A 21407-nucleotide genomic window follows, 5' to 3' on the forward strand; every position below is an offset into this window, starting at 1 on the left:
CCATGGGCAGCGACATCGCACGACGAACGTACGACGAAGGCAGGCAGTACCGACGGGTGATTGCGCAGCAGGGCCGCGCCGTCATCGAGGCAGACCTCAACGAGGCGCAGGAAATCACGACCGAGGAGCTCCGGAAGGAGGCGCTCGATTTCGTGGGTCCGGTCGGGACCCCCGATGACGGCTACAAGCTGAGCATCCAGGCGCCCGAGGAGGGCGCGCCGCAGGACATTCATATCGGACCCGGAACGATGTATGTCGGCGGAATGCGCGTGTTCCTGCCGTCGCCGGGGGTCTTTTATTCGAAACAGCTCGATTGGCTCGAGGACGCACCTTTGCCTAGCATGGCCTACGCGCAGATCAGCCTCCACCTCATCGAGCGGGAGGTCAGCGCCGTCGAGGATCGTCGCCTGCGGGAGGTGGCGCTCGGCGGCCCGGACACTGCGCAACGTACGCGCCTCCAGCAGCACTTCTTGCGGCACAATATCCCGTTCGCACCGACCTGCAAGAGCGCGTTCGACCACATGCTGGAGCAGTTCGAAGAGCTGGCAGGTCTATATTTCGACCCGAAGACCATGCGCGTCGGGTCGAAGGCCACGCTCGCCGCGACGTTCGTGCCACCGTCCCCGCCGCCCGACGAGTGCTCGCCCACGGCCCAGGCTGGCTATCTGGGCGCAGAGAACCAGCTCATCCGCGTGAAGGTGTGCAGCCAAAACCAGATCCTCTGGGGTTACGACAACGCATCCTTCCTCTACCGTGTCACCAAGGTGACGATCGACACGGCGACGGACACCAGTGTGCTCACGCTCGCGTCGAGCCCCGTGGATGCACAACACCAGCCGCGCATCGATCAATGGGTGGAAGTGCTGGTCGCGAGCGCAGACCTCGGCGACGACAACTACATTGCCGCCCAGGGTGGTGTCATCACGCAGGTCAAGGCGCAATACAATCCCGTCGACAAGACGATCAAGATCGGCGTGGCGCTCCCCGACGGATATCCGGAGGCCATTACGTCGAGTGCGCTCTTCGTGAGGGTATGGGAGGAGCAGCTCGACTTCACGCCGGACGCGGCCACGCCGATCGGGGATACGGGTCTCCAGGTGACGCTGAGCGCACCGGAGGACTTCTTCGTGAAGGGCGACTACTGGATGATCGCGCTGCGGCCCGCCGCGCCGACCAAGATCTTCCCGGAGCGCTACAACGAGGGTCCGCAGCCGCCCGATGGACCGCGGCAGTGGATATGTCCTCTCGGCGTGGTGCGCCTGACCGACGGAGGTCTGGTCATCACCGAGGATTGCCGCCAGCATTTCGATAATCTCGTCGAGCTGACGCGCCGGCGAGGGGGCTGCTGCACGGTGACGGTGAAGCCCGAGGACGTGGAGGGCGGCGCAGGGCTCCAGGAGCTCATCGATGGCTTCATACCGACGTTGGATAGCGGCGTCGCAGTGCGCCTCTGTCTGCTACCCGGCGTGTACGTTCTCAATGCCCCCTTGCGGCTCGGGTCGGACCATGCAGGGCTGACGATCGAGGGTTGCATCAAGAACAGCGCTGTCCTCCGGGCGAACACGTCGTTCCAACATGACTTCGTCGACGGGCTCGTCGTGCTCGTCGACACTTCGTCCGTGACCTTGCGCGGCTTGAGCTTCATTCTACCGCGCGTGCATTTCGAGGGAGCGGGTGCGTCTTTCGGCTACTTTACGCCGTCGTCGCTCTATACGGCGGCGGCGGAGGACGGGGAGGAGATCGACCTGCGCACACTCCAGGTGGCCGTCGGCGTACGGCTGGTCAGCTCGAACGGCATCGAAAGCAAGAACATCACCATCCGCGACTGCGTGTTCCAGTACAATGAAATCTACGTGGCGGAGGAAGACTTTGCCTTCGCCGCAGGCCTCTTCGTCACGGGCAACGTGCGAGGGCTCGAGGTGCAAGACAATCGATTCATCCGGGATGTACCTCCCGCCGGCGCATTCAAGAAATACTACTATGGTTGCCTGCACGCCCCGGCAACCACGATCGAGGATTATACCCCCCCCTCGCCGGAGCGTAGCGAACCGGCGACGGCTGACGTATGGTCGCTCCCGGCTCGCCTCGACGATGCGGTGGTTCGTGGAAACGCTTTCAAAGGCCTCACGGCGGCCGCAGCCGTGTTCCACGGCGACAACCGCAGGATTCGCGTAGAAGCGAATCGTGTCGACGCGTGCGGCTCGGGTGTGCTGCTGCTGTCGACTGACGCATGGTTCGTCTCGGACTCCGCTCTCAGCGCGAGGGAAGAGACCATCGATTCCCACATCGATGGAGCGTCGGCCGCGACGGCCATCAGCAGACTGCAGAATCTACGCCGGAATTTAGCTCTCGACGAGGGCGGAGCGATCGCACGAGCCTACCCCCTCCCGAGCGGCGCCATCCCGCCCACCAGCACGGAGATCATGGGGCCCCTGCCGTTCACCTCGCTGCGGGAACTGCTGGTTTACGTCGAAGACACCACTTTGGAGGAGGTGACGCAGGGAAGGCTCGTCCTTCATGTCAGCGGGAACGAAATCGAGTCGGACTCGGATTCGGGCGCGGCATTGCTCGTGTGGGCGCCGCCTCCCGAGCCAAGCGAGCCTCCCGAGCCCGCCGGCGAGGTGTTCATCGGCATGAATCGTATGACGTGCGACACCCGAACGGCGGTCGTGATGCTCTTCCAGGTGGGACGCGCCACGGTCCAGGGGAACATCATGCGCAACGGTACCTCGGCCGGATCGGGCCTCAGCCTCGTGATGTTGCCGGAATCGGAGGAACAGAGGCGCGCCGCCATCACGGGCAATGTGTTCCGATTGGCGTCGGTGTTGCCCAAACGCGAGACGTTCGCAGGAACGTACTTCCCTTGGCAATTCTTCAACCATGAAGAGGTCCCGCCGCCGGTATGAGCCACTCCCATCGAACCCAGAGGATCCAAGGTCGATGCCTCCGGGTATGAACTCCGCCGCGTGCTTCGCGGCCGAGCCAAACGGATTGGACGTCACCTCGATCCCGACGTAAAATGTCGCCGCATGTACCTGGACGATGAAGGATCCGCTCGGCCGTCGAGCCGTCGCAATCCACGACAGGAGCAGACCTGGGCGGCGGCGCTCGCGCCATGCCTGCTCCTCATGGCGTGCTCGCGCAGCTCGGAGACAGCATCCGCCGCCGCTTCGAGCAGCACCCTTCCGCTCCCGTCCGCGTCTCCGCCGCCTGGCACGGCCCCCGCCCCCCCGACGGCAGGGACAGCGCCGCCCAGCGCTCCCCTGCGCCTGCGTCCCCCCCTGGCAGCCACCTACCACAACGGTGAGCTCTTTCTTGCCGGCAAGGAGCACGACGGCGAGCGCCTCGTCCTCGCCCGCGCGCCAGCAGCGGCAGGGTTGCTCGAACGGACCGCGGTCCTACGCACGCTCGGCGAGGTCGAACGGGTGAGCGAGCTTCAGTTGTTCGCCGGAAGCGGGGGCGTGGCCGTGGTGGCCACGACCTCCGCAGGCGGGACGGGAAAGCAGGTGCTCTACCGCTTCCACGGGAACGGAACCGAGCCCCTCTCTGCCATCGATCCGGTGAGCATCGACGAGCGCGCGAGCGTCTGCGCGACGCTCGACGGAGTCGCTTATACCGCTCCGACGCCAGGAGCCGCCGCCCAGGAGGATCCCCTCCATCCGCACCCCTGGAGAGCGCTCGTCGCACCGTTCTTGCCCGATGCGCGACCGCCCCAGGTACCGAGCGCGCTGCTTGCTGGAGGTGCAGACAGCGCGGGAATGTTTTGCGGTCCCCACCGCGTCTTCCTCATTGCCGAGAATCGTGCCTCCGTCGGGGGTTCATCGGAGCACGCGGCCGCGCCCGTGCAGTTACCCCGCTACGATCCTCCGCCGTGCCCATGCCATTTTCAGCTTTCGGCTGAGGACGACACGCTGGTCGAGGCCCGGAGTTGTTGTCATGGTGAGCTCGCGCTGCGCACGTGGCAGCCACCGGCGCAGGCGCGAATGCTTCGAATCCACGGGACCGAAGACGAAGGCCCAGGCGCGCTCGCAGGCGAATCGACCGCGATCAATCTGGAAGTCTTGCGGGCGACGGGTGACTTCGTGGGAATCGCGGGCACGCGCCGGCTGCCATCGAAGCTGCCGCGCCGGTCCGATCTTTCGCAGAATGCAGATTGGAAGGACACCGTCGTGGAGGCCATGGTGGTGGAGCGAGCGACCGGACGCACGCGCGTGACGGCCCCGGAGCTCGCGCGCTTGCCGCCGGGTACGAAGCCTGGCCACTTCTGGGGTGGATGGAGCGGACCGCGGTTCATTCTTGCTTTTGCGATCGAGGGAGGAGGATTGGGGCATGCAGTTCTCGATCCGGCCAGCAGCACAGTCGCTCCTGCGCGCGTCGACGCTCGAGCCGATGGGGTTGCTTTCGCCGGGTGCGACATGGCGCGATGTTATGCAATCGCGCTCGCACGTGACACGGGGACTGCGGGCGCCGTCGAAGGTGCCGAGCCTTTGGCTGCCCATGTGATCACATTCCCCTGACGAGGCCAGCCGGCGCCGACCGTGCGCCCGGAGAAGACGGCACACGGCCCCTGAGAATATCGCGCTGACACGCACAACGGTCGAGGAGGGACATATCTTATGAGCTTCACGCACACGCACAGAACCTCGAGGCAACCGACCCCGGCTCCGACATTCCGCTCCGGCTTCGGCCATGCAAGGACGGCGCGCACGAGAGAGGCGGGAGTCGAAGCCACGAAGCAGGTAGGTTCCCCCGAGCAGACTTCGACGAGCGCTGGTTTGCTCCAGACGCGCCCGTCCTTCTCTGTTTTCTCCGAGCACGAGCCTGCAGAACGAAGCCGAGGAGGCCCAGCGGTCTCCGGGCCGTCGCGGGCCCCCGAGACGCGAGCGGGGCAGGAGACAGGGGAAATCCCCCCTGTCGTCGACGACGTGCTTCGTTCCGACGGCGGCCAGCCTCTCGACGCAACGACACGCTCCTTTTTCGAGCCAAGGTTCAAGAGCAATTTTGAAGGTGTGCGTATCCATGCCGATGCGCGGGCAGCCCAGTCCGCCCGTCGTATCGGCGCCGTCGCATACACCCACGGCGAGCACGTCGTGCTCGATACGGGCGCCTGCGGGCCGCACGGTCCGGGGCGCTGGTCGGTTCTCGCCCACGAGCTCACGCACGTCATCCAGCAGCGCGGCCCCAAGAGGGACGAGCCGGCCTCACGGGCTCACGAGCGCGAAGCAGAACAAGTCTCGAGGAGCCTCCTGTCCGGCAGGCCCATCGAGCGTCCGAACGTGCGGACGGGTCCAACGCTCGCGCGGCAGGAAGGCCCTCCTGCCAATCTGCCCATCGAAGAATGGCCAGCTTGGTTCAAGGAGCAGGCGAAGGAGAAGAAAGAGGTGGAGGAGATCGAGCAGTTGAAGCGCGACTATCCATGGCTCACATGGCCCGTCCCGAGCACCGCCGAGGCGATCAAGGAGCCCGAGCTCGACCTCTATCCAAACGGCGTGATATTCGATGGATTGCGTCTCTTCCTGCGTCGTGAAGGGAAGACCCTGGTCTCGACGGCGGCATACTCCGGCCATGCAAACATCAGTGACGAAACAGTCAAGAATGAAGGTCCGATTCCCGATGGAGCGTATACGCTGAGCCCCAACATCGTGATGCCGACGGTCCGCGCCTTCCAAAATGGCGGCGTGCAGGGTGCATTGGGCATCGACAAGGGCTTCCAGCGCATCGAGGAACCCAAAGTGCAGGTGGTATGGGGAAGCAAGCGGATTGCCATCGAGGGCGTCAAGTATTTCAAGGGCAAAGCCCCCCGGTCGGGCTTCTTCATCCATGGTGGCACGACCGGCAACACCACGAGTGGATGTATCAAGATCCAGAGCGATCCGTTCTGGACCGAGCTTCTCAAGTTCGGAGGCCCGGTCTCGCTGATCGTCAAGAAGGTGAATAGACCCGCCGCGCCTTGACCTGCCCTCTTTGGCCAGGCAACCTCACGCCCACCCTGCGATCTCCGCGACGAGCGCCGGCTTCTCCAGCTTGAGGCATTCGGCGCTCGCCGCGCGGCGCAGGTGCTCCATCCGCACGGGATCGCCAGCATCCGCCGCCAGGAAGGCCGCGTTCACCGCGATGTTCCGGATGTTTCCCCCGGTCACGCTGAGGCGCGCGAGCTTTTGCCAGTCCAGCCCCTCGGTGGGCGTCTTCCGCGGGAAGACCCGTCGCCATATCTCCGCGCGTTGCTGCGCGTCGGGAAATGGAAACGTCACGACGAACCGGAGCCGCCGCAGAAACGCGGTGTCCAGCGCGTTCTTCATGTTCGTGGTGAGGATGGCGAGCCCCTGATACGCTTCCATGCGCTGGAGCAAGTAGCTCACCTCGATGTTGGCATACCGATCGTGGCTGTCCTTGACCTCGCTCCGCTTGCCGAAGAGCGCGTCGGCCTCATCGAAGAGGAGGAGCGCGCCGCCCTCGCCTGCCGCGTCGAAGATGCGGCTCAAGTTCTTTTCCGTCTCGCCGATGTATTTGCTCACCACCTGGCTCAGATCGACCCGGACGAGGTCGAGCCCGAGCTCGCGTGAGAGGATCTCCGCGGCCATGGTTTTCCCGGTACCGCTCACGCCGGCGAACAGCACGCCGATGCCGAGGCCGCGGGCGCTCTTTTCACCGAACCCCCAGCTCTCGTAGACCCGATAACGCTGACGGGCCTGCGCCGCGAGGGTGCGGAGTGTATCGAGCTCGTCGTGCGCGAGCACGAGGTCGTCCCATCCTGCGGTGGACGGGATGCGTTGCGCGAGATCATCGAGGCGCGGACGTGCGCGCGCCCGACACGATTCCCATAGCCGCACCGCCAGGCCTTCGGCGCCCTCGCTCTCGAAATGCGCCGATACCTGGTGCCCGAGCGTCTGGATGCTGCCCGCGCCGAGGTTGAAGCTCGCGACCAAGGTGTCGAGATGACCCTCGAGCACCTTCGCGGCAGGACCAAGCGCCTCGCGCCAGACGAGCCGTTGCTCCGTCGCGCGGAGCTTGCTCACTTCGAACGAGGTGACCGCGCGGCGCTCCAGCCGAGCAGGGAATCGGCTCGCGAGAAAAACGGCCCCCCAGCATCGATCCGCGAAGGAGTGCGCAACCCGAAGGGCGCCCGGCGCCTCCATCTCCTCACAATCGAGGAAAAGCGCGCTGGGCGAGAGGCGTGCCTCGCGCTCCCACAGACGCAGGAGCTCGTCCCGCTCGGCATGCGACGACGGCAAATCCGCCGCGTGGAGGACATGGAGGGTGAATCCCTGCGCGGCGGCAGCGCTGGTCGCGACGCCGAGCTTTTCATACCTCTCGTCCCCGGAAAGCGCTACCACAGGCCATGACGAAGGCGCGGCTCTCGACCAGAGCTGCACGATATCGGCTGCGAGCGCGTGATGGGTCGGCGCAAGCGCTCGGGGACCGAACTCCGGCGCGAGCAGCAGCCCGAGGCGCTCGTCGAGCTGATCGATGCCCACGAGCGAATGCAGGATTCGCTCGCTGACGCAAAGGGGACTCGCCGTCAGGGTCGGGCCGGCCATGATCTCGATGAGCCGATACCTGCGGAGGGGCCGCTCCGGGGTGAGCGCACTCCAGTGCGAATCGGGGAGCGCGGACAACGCGACCTCGAAGGTGGGGCGGACGCGGCTGCGATCGCCCTGGAGCAGCGCACAATACCCCGCGAGCCCGGGATCGAGTTCGACACCGACGCAAAGCAAGAGGATGTCGCGCTCGAACGAGGAGAGCTCGAACGCTGCCGCGATTCGCTCGATCGCCGCCGGCGCCGAGAGCTCGTTCCGGGCCTGTTCACGCGCACGTTCGAGCAAATCGAGCGATCCGCCGTCCGCCGCAGGCGTGCTCGGCGCGCCCGCGCGCTCGGCGAAGAGCCTGAGCCGCTCGCGAACGACCGCCACCGATGCCATAAGATGACGCCGGTTGGCTTCGGACCAATCGGCATCCGCCGCACCCGTCATAGGATCGTCACCTCGAGGGACGGATCGAAGGAGGGCGGGGGGCCGCCGAGCACGATCGGGCTGTCGACGCCATCGACGCGGAGCCGGAGGTAAAATGTGCCCGGCGACGTGGCGGCGAACGTGATGGAGTCCGTTTGCGCGGTGATTGCAGGCGGCGTGATCCCTTGGGTCCCGAGGAGCAAAAGGACGGACTGCCCGGGCCGGACGTCGGGGCTCACGGTCAGCGGCAGCAATGCGATCCCCTCGGAATCGCGGCTGACGGGGCTCGACGGGACCGACGAAATCCTGGGGGCCAACGCGAGAGGAAGCCCATTCGTGATCCGCGTCGGCTGGCTCGGATGGGTGACCACGATGGAGACCGTGTACAGGCCCGCAGGCCACGCAGCGGGGGCATCGGGAAGCGTGACCGTGGCTTCGGTCGCACTGACGGCATCGACGGGCAGATCGACGGGTGTCGTCCAGAGTCGATGCGAAAAGCGCACCAAAACCGTGCTGGCCGGGTCGTCGGCGAGGTGATGGCCCGTGAGCGTGAGGATGTCGCCGAGAAGGGCATATCCGCGCGGCGTCGCCGGTGCGATCGTCGCGAGGGTGGGGTAGGGGGGCAGGAGATCGGCCTGCACGCCACCGCCCGATCCGATCGAGAGGACCGGGAGGGGAGCCTTGATGGGCTTTTCGCTGTCGAGCAGCACGACGGATACCTCGTACGCGGCGGAGACGCGGTAGCTCGTCTGAAATGCGCTCCAGAGCTTGTACATCTCCTCCGTCGTGAGGGGCTGCGCGGTAATACGAACTCGCTCCACCTGGAGATCGAGGTCGCTCTTGGGTTCCGCCGTCTTGAGCTCGGCCGGGCTGAGAAGCGGCTGATCATGGAGCGCGGCCATGCCCACGGCGAGCATACGGTGGGCGAGGACGTCGTCGCCCTCGGGGCCGAAGGCGCTGACGACGTAATGCAGGGTCAGCCCCAGGGGTGGGTATCCGGTCTCCCCGGGCTTGACCTGCTGCGGCGTGGTCTGGTTACGCCACGACGCGGCAGGAACCACGTGGTAGAGGAATAAATTGAGCCGGCTTGCCTCATCGTCGACGTTGGCCCTGTCCGGCGGGAGCGTCGAGACGGCTGTGCCGGCGAGGTCGGTGTGCTTCTGGAGCGCGTTGAAGAGCCTGTTCCGAAGCGCAGCGGTGACGTTGGCGATCGCGAATGTATTGCTCATCGGGCACCGGGAGCGTGTAAGATTTCAGGACCGCGGACCTGCGGCGCAAGCCGAGACAAGATCGCACGCCGCGTCTCCAAATGCAATCCTCATGTTGACAATGCGCGCCGAATCGGATTCCCTACGAAGCGCCCCCGCACCGCGGCTCATCCCGTGGCTCGCGCGGCTTCTGCTCCCACCACGCAATCCGCGAGTCCCCCAAGCTGGAGCGGGTCTGGGTCGACGGTGCGTACCACGGGAAAGTGATCGACGGTCTCCGAGCGAAGACGAAACTTGCGATCGAAGTCGTCCAAGCGCCCAGATGATCTGCGGGGCTTCGTTGCATTGACAAAAGCACCCTCGGAAATCGAGGAACGCCTGGGTGAGGTGACCGCAGGCAGACGCACTCGACCCGGTTGGCCACGCCTCTCCGAAGGTGTATCGTGGCCTTCGTGCACGCCTCCACCACGACCCTCTACCGCCCCGTTGGCCAAGCCGAGCTCGACCTCATCGCGGCGAGCGGCTCCCGCCGCTTTCCACCCCGCCTGCCGGATCAGCCGATCTTCTACCCCGTCTGCAACGAGGCGTACGCCGTCCAGATCGCGAGCCGATGGAACACGGCGCAAGGCGCGGTCGGATACGTGACGAGGTTCGAGGTCCGGTCGGACTTCCTCACGAAGTACGACGTCCACGTCGTCGGCTCGAAGATCCACGCTGAATACTGGATCCCCGCGGAGGAACTCGAAGCCTTCAACGACGCCATCGTCGGGACGATCGAAGTCATCAGCGAGCATCGTGCCGAGGGGCAGGGGAAGAGCGAGACATGAGCATCGAAACGCTCGCGGACACGGGCCTGCCGTTCAATCGAAAAGAGCGGTATTTCACGGGTACCGTCCTCCCGATGCTCGTCTGCGCGCACGACTTCGCGCACTTCGGACGGCTCACCGAGCTCGCGGGGCTCGGGCGCGTGGAGGTCGACGGGAGCCCCCGCCGGGCGAACATCCAGTTTTTCACGGAATATGGCTTCGTGGAATCGCTGCTCGGTGAAGAGGCCGAACGTCGATTCCCGGATGCACCGACGACCCGCGACACCCCCGACGTCCTCGTCTACGTGAACGGCCCGCGCCGCGTGCTGCTCGCCATCGAGGCGAAGATGTACGATCAGCCTTCAGCCGCGGACCTCGAAGAGCAGCTCCGCGCGCAGGCGGGGATTGTGGCGTATCTCCGGGACAAGCTCGGCGTCGCGCAGGAGAACGTCGCCCATGTCGCGTTGCTCCCCGAGGGGCTCGCGCGGCGGGTGGGGGGATTGTCGGTCCGAACGATCACGTGGGAAACATTGCTCGATGTCTACGCGGACGTGGGCGCGCCGTATTTCGTCGAGGTGCTGCGGGTGGCCCTGGCACGGTACCCAGCCCTCCTGGCCAAACGCGAAATGGTGTTCGGCGCGAATGCGGAAGCCCGGTGGACAGGCGAAGAGATCGTGCGGCAATACCAGGCCGGGACGCTCACGCACCCGTGGATGGGACGACGCAATGGCCTCGCGGGTGCAGAGCTCCGGGAGGACATCACGTCGGGCGCGTGGCGGACGGTCCGGTACGAATGCAGCTCGAAGGGGGTCGACAACCGGAACTGGTTCGCCGTGGCCGAGTTCGTCGCCAAGGTACAGCCGGTGGGCGCGCCCGAGGGCGGTTGATACCTCATTCACGCGGGGCAAGGAACGCTCGGGCTCCCCTGATCGCGCTCACCCCCGCTCCCGCCAGCCGCCGATCGCGATCATCCCCGCGCTCTCGACCCCCTCCGTCGCGTCCTCTGAGCATTGGTCTCATCGCAAGCCTTCGCGCCGGGGCGCTGCCCCGGACCCTGCGGGGGGCTGTCCGCCCCCTCGACCCCGGACCAGGCACAGCCCTGAGCACTGGTCTCATCTAACAAGCCCATTCTCCCTGAGGACTCGCAGCATCTCTGCTGCTGGAGGCTGGCAGGTCGGGTTGGGTGCGCGCGAGGTGCTTGAGGCGTTCGGTGCGTGTGGCGATGGCTGCGAGCATGCTGCCCCAGATTTTGACTTGTTGGATCCCTTGAAGTTGCGTGGACTCGACGTTGCACTGGCCCGTCTTCCACGTCCGAAAAAAGTCCTCGATGCGCCAGCGCTGGCTGTAACCATGGGCGACCAGCAACGCGTCCTCGAGCGTTTCCACGGGGTGGTTGGTGTACAGCAGCCAATCGATGCGAGGCTCGCCCGCAGGCACGCTGCTGGTCTCGAGGATGCGCACGGCATACAGCGGCAACGCGCGCCAACGCTTGTTCCACCCGTCTCGAAGCGACAGCGTGACAGCCGCGACATGCGCGCTCATCCGCGCCATTCGCTCCGCGCCGGCATCTCCTCGTCCGCAGAACCCAAACCGAAGCATCCAAACGGCAGCAGCATGCCCAGCCGCCGCTTGGAATCGTCGAGCAAGTCCTGCAGCCGCATCCGCAGCTCCTCTCGCGCCCGCTGCAGCCACGAGGAAAGCGTATTCTCATTGACGCCCTGCCCGGACGAGAGCTCCCGGACGGTCACGCCCTCGACGCAACACGAAAGCACGAGCTCCCGCCGCTCCGGGGACAGACCCTCCAATCCCAGCCGGAACCACTCGCGCTCGGCCACATCCACCACGTCATGGATGGGCGCGGCGACCGCATCGACGTCGTCGGGTTGTCCCATAACGTCTCCAGCGCCCGCCTCTTTTGCTGCTTCCAGTGTGCTTTCGCGCGCAGGTGCACCAGCCGAAACAACCATGCTTTGACGCGGTCGACCTCCTCCGCAGGCGGCCTCGGCCGCGTGACGTCGTACGCATCCCGCAGCGCCTGCAAACCCTGCCACGAGCACGAGCCCCACACGCAACGTCTGACGCATGACGCGCACGCTACCGCGGCTGCCACGTCGGGGGCAAGCGCGGCGACAAACCTAAGGCGGGACGAGCCGGGAGACGACAAACGAGCCGATGGATGCTCAGCGTGCCTGACGGAACACATCGATGATCCGATCGACGTGAATCCCTTCATTCCGAAAAAAGCGGTCTCCCGAGCCCGGCTCGGTGATCCAGCCTCCGCTGTGGTGCAGCGCCACGAGCCGCCAGTCCTTGTCGAACACGGGTGCTCCGGAGGAGCCGGGGAGCGTATCCGTCAGGTATTGCACGCGCCCATGGCCCACGTGGACCACGTGGTTGTGGAAAAACGAGAGCTGCTTCTGATCGCCGCCCGGGTGCTGGATGATGTTGACGCGGTCGTCGACGCGGACCTCGGCCGTTCGTAGCTCGATGGCGCCCCACCGCGCCGACGGGCTCCCCAGGACCTTCACGATCGTGCAGTCGTCCTCGCGGGAGGTGACGAAACAAGCATCGGGATCGAGCCGCAGCTCCTCCACCGCCGCATCGTGGCCATCGACGGTCTTCTGGTAGTTGAAATGCACGCGCGCACCGGCGGCGGCGCCCCGGTCGGGAAGGACGTGGTGATTCGTGACGAGGAAGTCGCCGGTCACCAGAAAGCCGGTCCCGAGCGAGCCGTCGGCGCCCTGGATACGCGCGACGGCCTGGGCACGACGCACGCCGACTTCGAGGAAGTTCACGTGGACCAGCGCGCTCTGCTTTCCCAGGAGCTTCTCGAGCGTCTGGCCGCCGCGGCCGCGCCAGGGGAGCGAGGCGATGTCCTGGCCCGCGGTCGAACGAACATCGTCCCCGCGGAGGAGCCGTTGCAATGCCTCGTCCTCGGGATACTGCTCGAGCGCGTGCATCAGGATCGCGCGCACGCGAGGCTCGCCCTGCCGGGAGGCCTCCTCCAGAATGCTGAACCAGGTGAGATCGGCGCGGTCATGGAACTTGATCCGGATCGGATTGAGCCCGACGTTGCGCACGAACTGTCGCGCCTCGTCGTCTGTGGGATACTTCCAGGCCAGCACCTCACGAAGGATACGTAAATCGAGCTTCATGGTTCATCCTCGTCCTTGTTTCGAACCCTTGCTGTCCGGAAAGCGCCCCGAAAGCTCCTGGAGTTCCTCATCCGCGGGGTAGTCGTTCAGCGCCCGCAGGCGCAGGGCTTCGAGGCGTTTCTGCTTTTTCGCCTCCGCGCATATCGCGTCCCAGTTCTCCCGCAGGCTCCCCCCTTGGACGATCTGCGTGACGTCCATCTGGATGTCGCGAAGGAGGACGGCGGCTTTTCCGTCGGAATCGTAGAGCCTGGCCAAGGCGTCCCGGAGCCGCGCCTCGGGGGGCAAAGAGAGCGCGCCTCGGGGCGGAGGCGCCTCCGCTCCCGTCTCGTCGATGATCATCCACAAATTGCCCTCGTCGTCGCCGGCGCAGATACGCCCATGCGCCTCGGCGACACACCGAAATCCGGACGTCCCGTGGAGCGTCGCGATGCACTTGCGTGTCTCCAGGCTGAAGACGCGCAGCGTCCCGTCTTCGGAGGCCGTGTACACGCGTTTGCCGTCCGCCGACACCGCGCAGCCGAGGACCCGACGCGCGTGGCCCGGGAGGGTGGCCACGACGTGCCTGCTGCGGAGATCGATGAGCTCCAGCGTGCCGTCCTGCCGCGCGAGGACCGCGCGCCGGAGATCCGGGGTCAGCGCGCCGCAAAGAGGTCGCGCCGTCGGTGCAGGGAGCAGCGATACGGATTGGCCCGTGGCGACATCCAGGATGTACGCCGAGCCGTCCCCTGCAATGGCCATGGCCATTCCGTTGGGGGTGAGGGCGAGGCCCTCCACCGCACCGCCGTGCACGGCGATCTCCACGGCCCGCGTGAGATCATTGGGGCCTCGGAGCAAAAGCGCTCCCTCGGGGGCGTGGGAAGCCGTGATGGTCCTGCCGTCCGGCAAAACCGCGCAGCCGCCCACGAGCACGAAGCTGCTGCGGTCCGCAGGAGCCTCGGCGCGATCTGCCCGGAGGTCCCACGAGAGCACACTCCCGTCGCGCGCCCCCGAAAGCACACGCCCTCCCTCCGTGGAAATGGCGCACGCCGTGACAGGCTCGGAATGGCCCGTGAACGTATCGAGACAAACCCCTGTCTCGACGTCCCAGATCTTCAGCGTCCGATCTTCCGAGGCCGAGACGGCGATGCGCCCATCGGGCGTCAGGGCGCACGCGTTCACCGACGCGTCATGGCCGTCCGGCGAGGCCAGGCTCTCGGGGCCGCCGAGATCCCAGAGCCGGATCGAGCGGTCGCTGCCCGCCGACAGGATGCGCTGCCCGTCCGCCGTAACGGCCATCGAGGACACGGCCCCCTCGTGCGCCGAAAAGCGGAGAACTCGCTTTTGCCTTGCGACGTCCCATATGACGAGGGATCCATCCTCCATCCCGCAGAGCACGTAGCGGCCGTCGTGGAGAAGCGCGCACGCATCCACGCGCCCCTGTCCAGCGCCGAAGGGCTGCGCGCAGCGCCCCGACGCGAGATCCCATCGACGTAGCGAGCCGTCCCCCGCAGCCGCGAGGATGTGCTTTCCGTCCGGCAGCAATGCAATCGCGTTGATCCAACCCTGCTCTTCGTTCCCCCGCCCGATGGGTGGGGGTGGCGCCTCCGTGTGCACCAGCTTGTGCAGACACGTGCCCGTGTCGGGGTCCCAGATCCGCACCGATTGATCACGCGACGCGGAAACAATGTGACCCGACGGGGTCCAGAGACACGCAGTCACGTACCCGTCGTGCCCTCGCAGCGTGGCCATGCGCCGCCGCGCGGCGAGATCCCATAGGGCAAGGGTCCCGTTGTCCGAACCTATCACCAGGCGGCGGCCGTCCGGCCGGACCGCGCAGGCAGTCGCCGATCGACCGTCATTCCGGAAGGTATCGATGCATTGGCGCGCCGCAAGATCCCACACCTTGGCCGTCGCGTCCCCGGACGTGGAGATGGCATACCGGCCATCGGGCGTCACCACGCATCCGGTGAGCTCGTCGTCATGCCCCTTGAGCTTCGCCACGCAATCGCCCGTACGGAGGTCCCATAAGCGAAGGCTGCCATCCGTCGAGGCCGACACCAACATGCGCCCATCCGGCGCCGCGGCGCAGGCGACGATAGAATTGTCGTGGCCGATCAACATCCGGAGGCGTGTGGGCCGCAGGCGCACGCCGTGCAACAAGCGCAGCCGCGGCAGGTCCTCGTCGACGTGGAGGACCTGCTCGATCCGCGTGGGAGACCAGCCCGCGCAACGCAGGCGATTGTAGAGCAGCGCCGGCAGCGAGCCCGGATGCTCGCGGAGACGGTCGGCGTCCGCGCGCACGGCGGCGAGGATGGCGCGGAGGTCGAGGGCGACGTCCGCGCCGTGGCTCTGGATCACGGCCTCGAAATCGCGCTCGAGCTCGTCGACGCCGCGCTCGATGCATTTCGCCTCCAGGTAGCTCACGTCCACGCAGAGGCGATATGCCGCGTCGAGCTTTCCGGCCTCGAGCCGATGGGTGACGGCGTGGCGAACGGCATAGGCTGGCCCCAGCGGATCCCACTCGTCGGGCGGCCACGCCGCCAGCTTCTCGACAAGGTAGGCGTGGTGCTCGCAAATTCGTCGATCGCCGATCCTTTCCGCGATGAGCTCACGGAGGCACTCGTGGTAGAGCTGATAGGCGAGCCGGCCGCCGAGCCACTGCGCCTGCTCCTCGCGCAAGAACGGTCGGGTCGCGCGCAGGAACGCCTCGCCTGTGCTCGTCGAGCCGCCGAGCAGCTCGCCAAAGAGCGAACCCGGCAGCGCCTCACGCGCGGCGCACGCGAGACCGAGACCCCGCAGGACGAGATCGCGGCGCGTGCCTTCCAGCTCGTGGATCGCGGCCCATATCTGCCCGAGGAAACCGGGGAGGTCGTTCGGGATGCTGCTCGCCACGCGCCGCTCGGTCGGCTGATCCTCGATCCAGTGGAGCAGCAGGAGGGCGTGGAGCCAGTTGCCGCCCGCGCGCCGCACGGCCTCTTCGACGAAGGTCTCGGCGAGCGGCGGCGAAAAACGCGGCGCGTGGTACTGCCAGAAGGTCCGGATGGCGGCGTCGTTCGTGTCCTGCCATTTCCTGTCGTCGAGGTCCACGACGCGCGCGCGGCGCTCGTCGAGCCATCCGAGGTGCGGGTGCATGGGCCGGGAGATACAGAGGATGACGACGCCGCGCGGGGGCACGCCCGGGAGGTAGTCAGGCAGGGTGTATCGACCGGACGCGTCGCAATCGGCCTCGTCGAGTCCGTCGATCACCAGGATCAGCCGTCGTTCGGGGCCCGCGTCGCGGGGGAAGAGATGATTGCGCGAAACCCGCTGGAGCAAATCGCCGAGGCGCGCCTCGATCGGCAGATCGAGGTTCACGCGCTCCGGGAAGATCCGCTCGATACGGGCGCACAGGTTCTGCACGACCACCGCGGGGCGATCCAAGCCCTTGTTGCCCCGTCGAATGAAATGGTACGCCGTCTCCTCCGCGAGCATGTCGAGCAGCACGTGGACGATGGCGCTCTTGCCAACCCCCGGGCCGCCTCGCAGGAGGACCCAGCCGCGGCCGAGTTCCTCGTAAAGCAGGGCGCGAAGCCTGGCGAGCACGTCGTCGCGCCCGAAGACCTGGCCGTGTCGAGCGCGCTCCTCCTCGAAATCGATGATCTCGCTGACCACGTCGTCACCTCACATCGAAGCGCTGAAGGTTGTCGAGCGCGAGGAGATGGTCGATGGCCGGAATCCGTGCGAGGAGCCGCCCATCCCTCACCCATGCCTGGAAGTGGGGCCGCTCGCGGTGCTCGTCGCGAAACCACTGGAAGGCCGCGATTTTACGGAGATCACTCTCCTCCAGGACACCTTTGCGGCCTCCGCTGCGCGTGATCTCGTCGAGCAGCTTCCATATCTGCGTGGTGCGGTTCTTCGGGAACTCGACCGTACGCAGGAGCCCGAGGGTCCGCTTTCCTGCCTGCTTGCGGGCGGCCAGGGCTTGCGTGCGCAACCCATTTCCATGGGGATTACGATTGCACACCGCCACGAGGAGCTCCTCCACGACGCGGGGCACGCCGTTCGGCTTCGGCACGAGGACCTTGATGTCGATCGTCTCTCCCTTGACGGCGACTTCGAAACGGTATTTCCCGCCAAGCTCCTCGGCGCAGGCGCCGACGGCCCAGGCGAACAGCCTCGCGATCTCGGCCTCCACCTCCGGTCCATCCTCCCGGTACTGAACCAGGAAATCGTTCCAGTCCCGCTCGAGCCTCTCCTTCTCGATCTTTTCGGCCTTCTCGATGCGCCCCCCGTCCGGAGGAGGGGGAGAAACCACCGGCACGGGTATCCCTGCGAATTCCACGAGCCGGCCTGCATCGATGCACGCCTCGCGAAACCGCTGGCACTCGTCGAGCACGTCGCGGACACGTAGCCCCTCGAGCCGCTGCACGATCGCGCGCGGGAAGGGGTAGATGGGATCCACCGTCCCCGCCCTCGGTTTGACGCCCGAGACCTCGTAGAGGTGTCCGAGTCGATGCGCGATGATCTTCTCGACTTCCTCGGCGCTCCTCGGCGCGAAGAGCTCGACGGGTGGTGGATCCCGCTCGAGGCGATCAAGCGTCGAGCGGGTGAGCCGCGGCTTGACGACCCGGTAATAGTCGCCAAGGCAGGTAATGACGATGATGGAGGAGGGGACCTGATCAGCGACGGCACAGAGCGAGGTCATGACGCGCCGGAATTGCGCCTCGGCGTCATCAGCCACGTAGCCCGTATCCTCGAACTGGTCGACACAAAGAACGAGTGAGCGATTGTCGAATGCAGCGATCAATCGCCCAAGCTGCTCGACGAGCCGCTGTGCGTCCTCCTCGCCGACTCTGGGCGAGATGTCTCCGAGGTATTTCCGGTCCCGCTCCGAGAGCGCCTCACACCGCAAGTATTTGATGACCCGCTTCTTGAGGGCGGGGTCCTGCCGTTGCAGGAAGAGGAGCGCGCGGACGAGGTCCAGGTCCAGGTCGGCGTAGCGTGGATGCGCGATGAGTCGGTCCGCCGCGCGCTCCACGAGGTCGACGATCTCCTGCATGGAGAGGGTCGGGGCCTCGCAGAGCGCTCGGATCGCGTCCACGTCGCCGCACCGGGTGGCGATGGCGGTGGACAGCCGCAAGAGGCCCGATGTCGTCCCCGTGGACTCGTAATAAGCCTGGTCGAGCGAGTCGATCAGGTTGCTGACGAGATAACGGCTGTAGCTCGTGATCGCCGTGGTCATCTGCATGTACCCGACGAACCCGAGCCCGTGGACGTGGACGTGGTTGCGGAAGGCGCGGACGAGGTGGGTCTTCCCGCTGCCCGATTCCCCGAGCAGCAGGAGGATCCGGCCCGAGTCGAGCCCCTGCGGGCCCGTCGCCTGCGCGAGCAGCTTCTGGAACTGCTCGCGCGCCTTCTCGTGCACGCATTCGACGTCGAACGGATCCTCCCGCCAGATCTGGGTCCGGTGCTCCACGGAGTGGAACAGGTCTTTCCTGGTGCTCGACAAGAACACCTCGAGCAGGGCGTCGTGCTCCGTCATGATTTTCATTCCATCCTTTCTTCGTTGTACGGCATCACCACGACAAGCCCGTGGCCCTGCCCGCGCCCCGCTTCAGATACGCACGAAATGGAACGTGGCGCTGAGGTACTTGGCCTCCGAGGCGTCGACGTCCTTGGGATCCATCGCTTCGATGAGATCGGCCCGATTCAGGGACAGGAGCCCCCGGCGATTGACGGAGACGAGCCGATCCTTGAAAACGCCCACGTCGCCGATCGCGAATCCATCCGCATCGAGCTGCCGAAGGACATGCGAGATGAACACCTTGTCGTCGCCGAACCGACCCGTCTTTGTGGCGCGCGCCGCCGCGAGCACACGCTGGGCGAACGCCTGGTCGTCCTCGGGCAGCGGTACCCCTTTGGGCGCCGGCGCCGGCGCCGGTTTCGTGGGGCGCAGGCGCTCGACGAAGCAGATCAGAAAGTATCGCTCCCGGAGGACCTTCCAGTTCGCCTTCGTGGGGGCCGATTTGTACCTCAGGATCACGAGAATGCACCGCTTCCCACTGGGCAGGAGCGCGTACGACGACCGCCTCACCCCTCCAATGAGCCCGGCCGCCTCCAGGGCGCCGAGCTCGTCGGGCAGCAACCGCCGGAGCTCCTCGGGGTCCATGACGCCCTGGAGCACTGCGCGCAGGGCCTTTTCGATCGCAGCCCGCGTCTCGCCGGTGCCCTGCGAGAGCAGCCGCAGGAGGATGAGCTCACCGAGGCACGAGGGCACATTCATTTCCGTCGATTTCATCGTTCAGGCTCCATGGTCTCGCAAATGTTTTCCAGAAACGTCGCGCTCCGCGCGCTCGCGAATGCACTCCCAGGCGTCGGTCGGTTCGAAGGGGTAGCCCACCCGTTTCGGCTCGACACCGCTGGCGAAGCGCTCGCGCATCGTCCGGAGCAGCGTGATCGCGTCGAGGCGCTTCTGGTCCACGCGCCCCTCGCGAAGAAAGGATTGCAATGCGTCGAGTTGCTCGGAGGGCAACCCGACCATGGCCGCACGCCGGAGCAGGATCGGATAACACCGGTCCGGATAGAACAAGCCCTGCGCGATCTCCTCCAATCGAACCCTCGTCGCGGTGGATATCGCGCTGACTTGCTCTGCGGCGCGTAGGGTCGCGCGGATGTTCACCAGCGCCTCGCTCAGCGGGCGGTAGCCCTCCTCGGCAAGCGCGTGGGCCACGGCCACCTCGTCGTCAGCCTGGAGGTCGCCGCGCGCGTACGCCTCGTAAATGGTCCCCACGCCCTCCATGCCGAAGGTCGCGAGCTCGGCCGCGCGCAGCGCACCCATGCTCGCCGCGCCGAGCACATGCACCCCCTGCGCCATGGCCCACAGGATCTCCTTGTGCGAGACCGCAGGGACACGCTCGAAATAACCGTCGATGATGCCAATGGCGACGGGTTTGGCGAGCGCGGCCCGGTAGACGTCGCCCTGGGCTGCGGGCGGGAGAAAGACGGCTTCGAGCCATCGTTCGCCTTCCTTGATGGAAACCGTGGGCCCGGTGAAGATGTAAAACGTCATGACGTACGCTCCGAAAGGCGCCTTTGTGCGCGGGCGCCGGGAATGAGGCCGGGAATCTCGTGAGGCGGCTCGAGGCCGGGGATGACCACGCGCACGACGGGGATCCCGAACTCGGACCGCGTGAGATCGACGGCGACGACCTGATGCAACCCCGCCGCACGCAGGCGGTCGATCTCCCAGGCGACGTCGGTGTCGAAGGTTTCACCCAGATGATCGGGGGCTTCGCGGAATGCACGTCGCCCCGGCGCCTCGCCGTGTTCACGCAGGAAGTGCCGGGCGGCGCGCAAATCGTCCTCGGGGCCATGGCCGCTGGCGCGGACGTCGTCGCGTGCGCCCGTGATCAGCGTGAGCCGTGTCTGGGCCGCCTCGGTGATCGCGCGGAGCAGCGCCACGCCGCGAGCCGGGTGGCAACCAAATCCGGTCATCGGCGCGACGGGCCGAAGCGGATTCGGGTCGCGGTCGACGATCGTGCAGCAGAAGGCCGGGACGCCGATATCGGAGGTGATCTCCCATAAACAGGTGAGTACGTCGGCGTCCTCCAACCGGTCGAGGAGCGTGCGGCAGGTGGCGTCGTCGACGGTCGATGGATCGAGCCGGGTACGCCGCTTCGCCTCGGCCCCCGACAGGTGCCACAAGGTGGCGGCGTCGCGCTCGACGAGCTCGCAGATGGCATGGCTCAACGCCTCGTACAGGTGGTTGCCCGAGGCGAGCCCGTTCGAGCTCATCACGAAGGCCCCGCTCGCGGCGAGCAGCGGCAAAGCGTAATCGGTATGTACGACCTCGAACGGAACCCAGGTGGGCGCGCCGGAAACGAGATCCATACCGGCCACCCAGTACATCCGGAGGTGATCGTGAAACGGCCGGACGGACAGACGCGGCAACCCACCCGCGTCGAGGAGGTGGTGCGAATGCAGCTCGAAGACGCTGCCGAGCTTGAGGGGGAGCAGGATATGCTCCGCGTGCCAATGCTCGATGGATTCCATCACGCCCGACGCTTGCGCGGCGGCCAGGGTCAGCCCCTTTCCGGGGGAGACCGAGATCGAGCGCGAACCGGGGCGAACGACCATGACCACCGGCACGCCGAGGTTGTCGAGGCCGGTGACGTCGGCGATACGGGTGATGCCGAGGGCCGGGAGGAAGGGCCGGACCCGATCCACCGTCTCCTCAGGGGAGACGGTGCGATGGGTGCCGGCCGTGAATCGTTTGGGGACCGCCGGCTGCGCGCCGGGGGAAGGGGGAGGGGGAGACATGGCAGGGCTCGC

Annotated in this window: 15 protein-coding genes; 5 read left to right on the forward strand and 10 right to left on the reverse strand. The window is 66.5% G+C overall.

The annotated features are described in order from the left end of the window. Positions 1-2 precede the first annotated feature (2 nt). From QHF89_RS11810 to QHF89_RS11820, 3 genes are all read left to right on the forward strand, one after another. The gene (locus QHF89_RS11810; protein ID WP_136969436.1) at positions 3-2906 is read left to right on the forward strand and encodes a DUF6519 domain-containing protein; all 2904 of its coding nucleotides are present in this window, start codon (positions 3-5) and stop codon (positions 2904-2906) included. A 1423-nt stretch (positions 2907-4329) separates the two neighbouring features. Next, positions 4330-4503, forward strand: coding sequence for a hypothetical protein (locus QHF89_RS11815; protein ID WP_284720383.1), 174 nt, complete (start codon positions 4330-4332; stop codon positions 4501-4503). Between the two features lie 422 nt (positions 4504-4925). Beyond that, entirely contained in the window at positions 4926-5954 is a 1029-nt protein-coding gene (locus QHF89_RS11820) for a DUF4157 domain-containing protein (protein WP_284720384.1), read from the forward strand. 24 nt (positions 5955-5978) lie between these two features. On the opposite strand, the gene QHF89_RS11825 is transcribed toward QHF89_RS11820, so the two are convergent. Both QHF89_RS11825 and QHF89_RS11830 read right to left on the reverse strand, forming a co-directional pair. Beyond that, positions 5979-7919 carry an ATP-binding protein gene (locus tag QHF89_RS11825; protein WP_284720385.1) on the reverse strand — a complete coding sequence of 647 codons (1941 nt, stop codon included), beginning with the start codon at positions 7917-7919 and terminating at the stop codon, positions 5979-5981. 47 nt (positions 7920-7966) lie between these two features. Beyond that, the gene (locus QHF89_RS11830) at positions 7967-9178 is read right to left on the reverse strand and encodes a Pvc16 family protein (protein WP_136931707.1); all 1212 of its coding nucleotides are present in this window, start codon (positions 9176-9178) and stop codon (positions 7967-7969) included. A 431-nt stretch (positions 9179-9609) separates the two neighbouring features. Here QHF89_RS11830 and QHF89_RS11835 point away from each other — a divergent pair, with 431 nt between their 5' ends. Both QHF89_RS11835 and QHF89_RS11840 read left to right on the forward strand, forming a co-directional pair. After that, positions 9610-9984: a hypothetical protein gene (locus QHF89_RS11835; protein WP_136969438.1), complete on the forward strand. Its 375-nt coding sequence runs from the start codon at positions 9610-9612 to the stop codon at positions 9982-9984. Next, a complete protein-coding gene (locus QHF89_RS11840; RefSeq protein ID WP_136969439.1) occupies positions 9981-10850 on the forward strand; it encodes a hypothetical protein in 870 nt (289 codons plus the stop codon). Before QHF89_RS11835 ends, QHF89_RS11840 begins: the two co-directional genes overlap by 4 nt. Positions 10851-11079: 229 nt before the next feature. Here QHF89_RS11840 and QHF89_RS11845 read toward each other — a convergent pair whose 3' ends face one another. From QHF89_RS11845 to QHF89_RS11880, 8 genes are all read right to left on the reverse strand, one after another. Next, on the reverse strand, positions 11080-11505 hold the full coding sequence (locus tag QHF89_RS11845) for a transposase (RefSeq protein WP_284720386.1): 426 nt from the start codon (positions 11503-11505) through the stop codon (positions 11080-11082). Continuing rightward, complete coding sequence (locus QHF89_RS11850) at positions 11502-11930, reverse strand: RNA polymerase sigma factor (protein ID WP_284720387.1); 429 nt, start codon at positions 11928-11930, stop codon at positions 11502-11504. Before QHF89_RS11850 ends, QHF89_RS11845 begins: the two co-directional genes overlap by 4 nt. Positions 11931-12143: 213 nt before the next feature. Further along, positions 12144-13118, reverse strand: coding sequence for a trypsin-like peptidase domain-containing protein (locus QHF89_RS11855; protein WP_136969442.1), 975 nt, complete (start codon positions 13116-13118; stop codon positions 12144-12146). Between the two features lie 3 nt (positions 13119-13121). Beyond that, complete coding sequence (locus tag QHF89_RS11860) at positions 13122-16748, reverse strand: effector-associated domain EAD1-containing protein (RefSeq protein ID WP_136969443.1); 3627 nt, start codon at positions 16746-16748, stop codon at positions 13122-13124. A gap of 4 nt (positions 16749-16752) precedes the next feature. Next, on the reverse strand, positions 16753-18627 hold the full coding sequence (locus tag QHF89_RS11865; RefSeq protein ID WP_136969444.1) for an ATP-binding protein: 1875 nt from the start codon (positions 18625-18627) through the stop codon (positions 16753-16755). A 63-nt stretch (positions 18628-18690) separates the two neighbouring features. After that, positions 18691-19374, reverse strand: a complete 684-nt coding sequence (locus QHF89_RS11870; RefSeq protein ID WP_136969445.1) for a hypothetical protein — start codon at positions 19372-19374, stop codon at positions 18691-18693. Positions 19375-19377: 3 nt separating this feature from the next. Next, on the reverse strand, positions 19378-20145 hold the full coding sequence (locus QHF89_RS11875) for a TfuA-like protein (RefSeq protein WP_136969446.1): 768 nt from the start codon (positions 20143-20145) through the stop codon (positions 19378-19380). After that, positions 20142-21395: a YcaO-like family protein gene (locus tag QHF89_RS11880; protein ID WP_136969447.1), complete on the reverse strand. Its 1254-nt coding sequence runs from the start codon at positions 21393-21395 to the stop codon at positions 20142-20144. Before QHF89_RS11880 ends, QHF89_RS11875 begins: the two co-directional genes overlap by 4 nt. Positions 21396-21407: the final 12 nt, after the last annotated feature.

It is taken from the genome of Polyangium sorediatum (assembly GCF_029946465.1).
Lineage (GTDB): Bacteria > Myxococcota_A > Polyangia > Polyangiales > Polyangiaceae > Polyangium > Polyangium fumosum.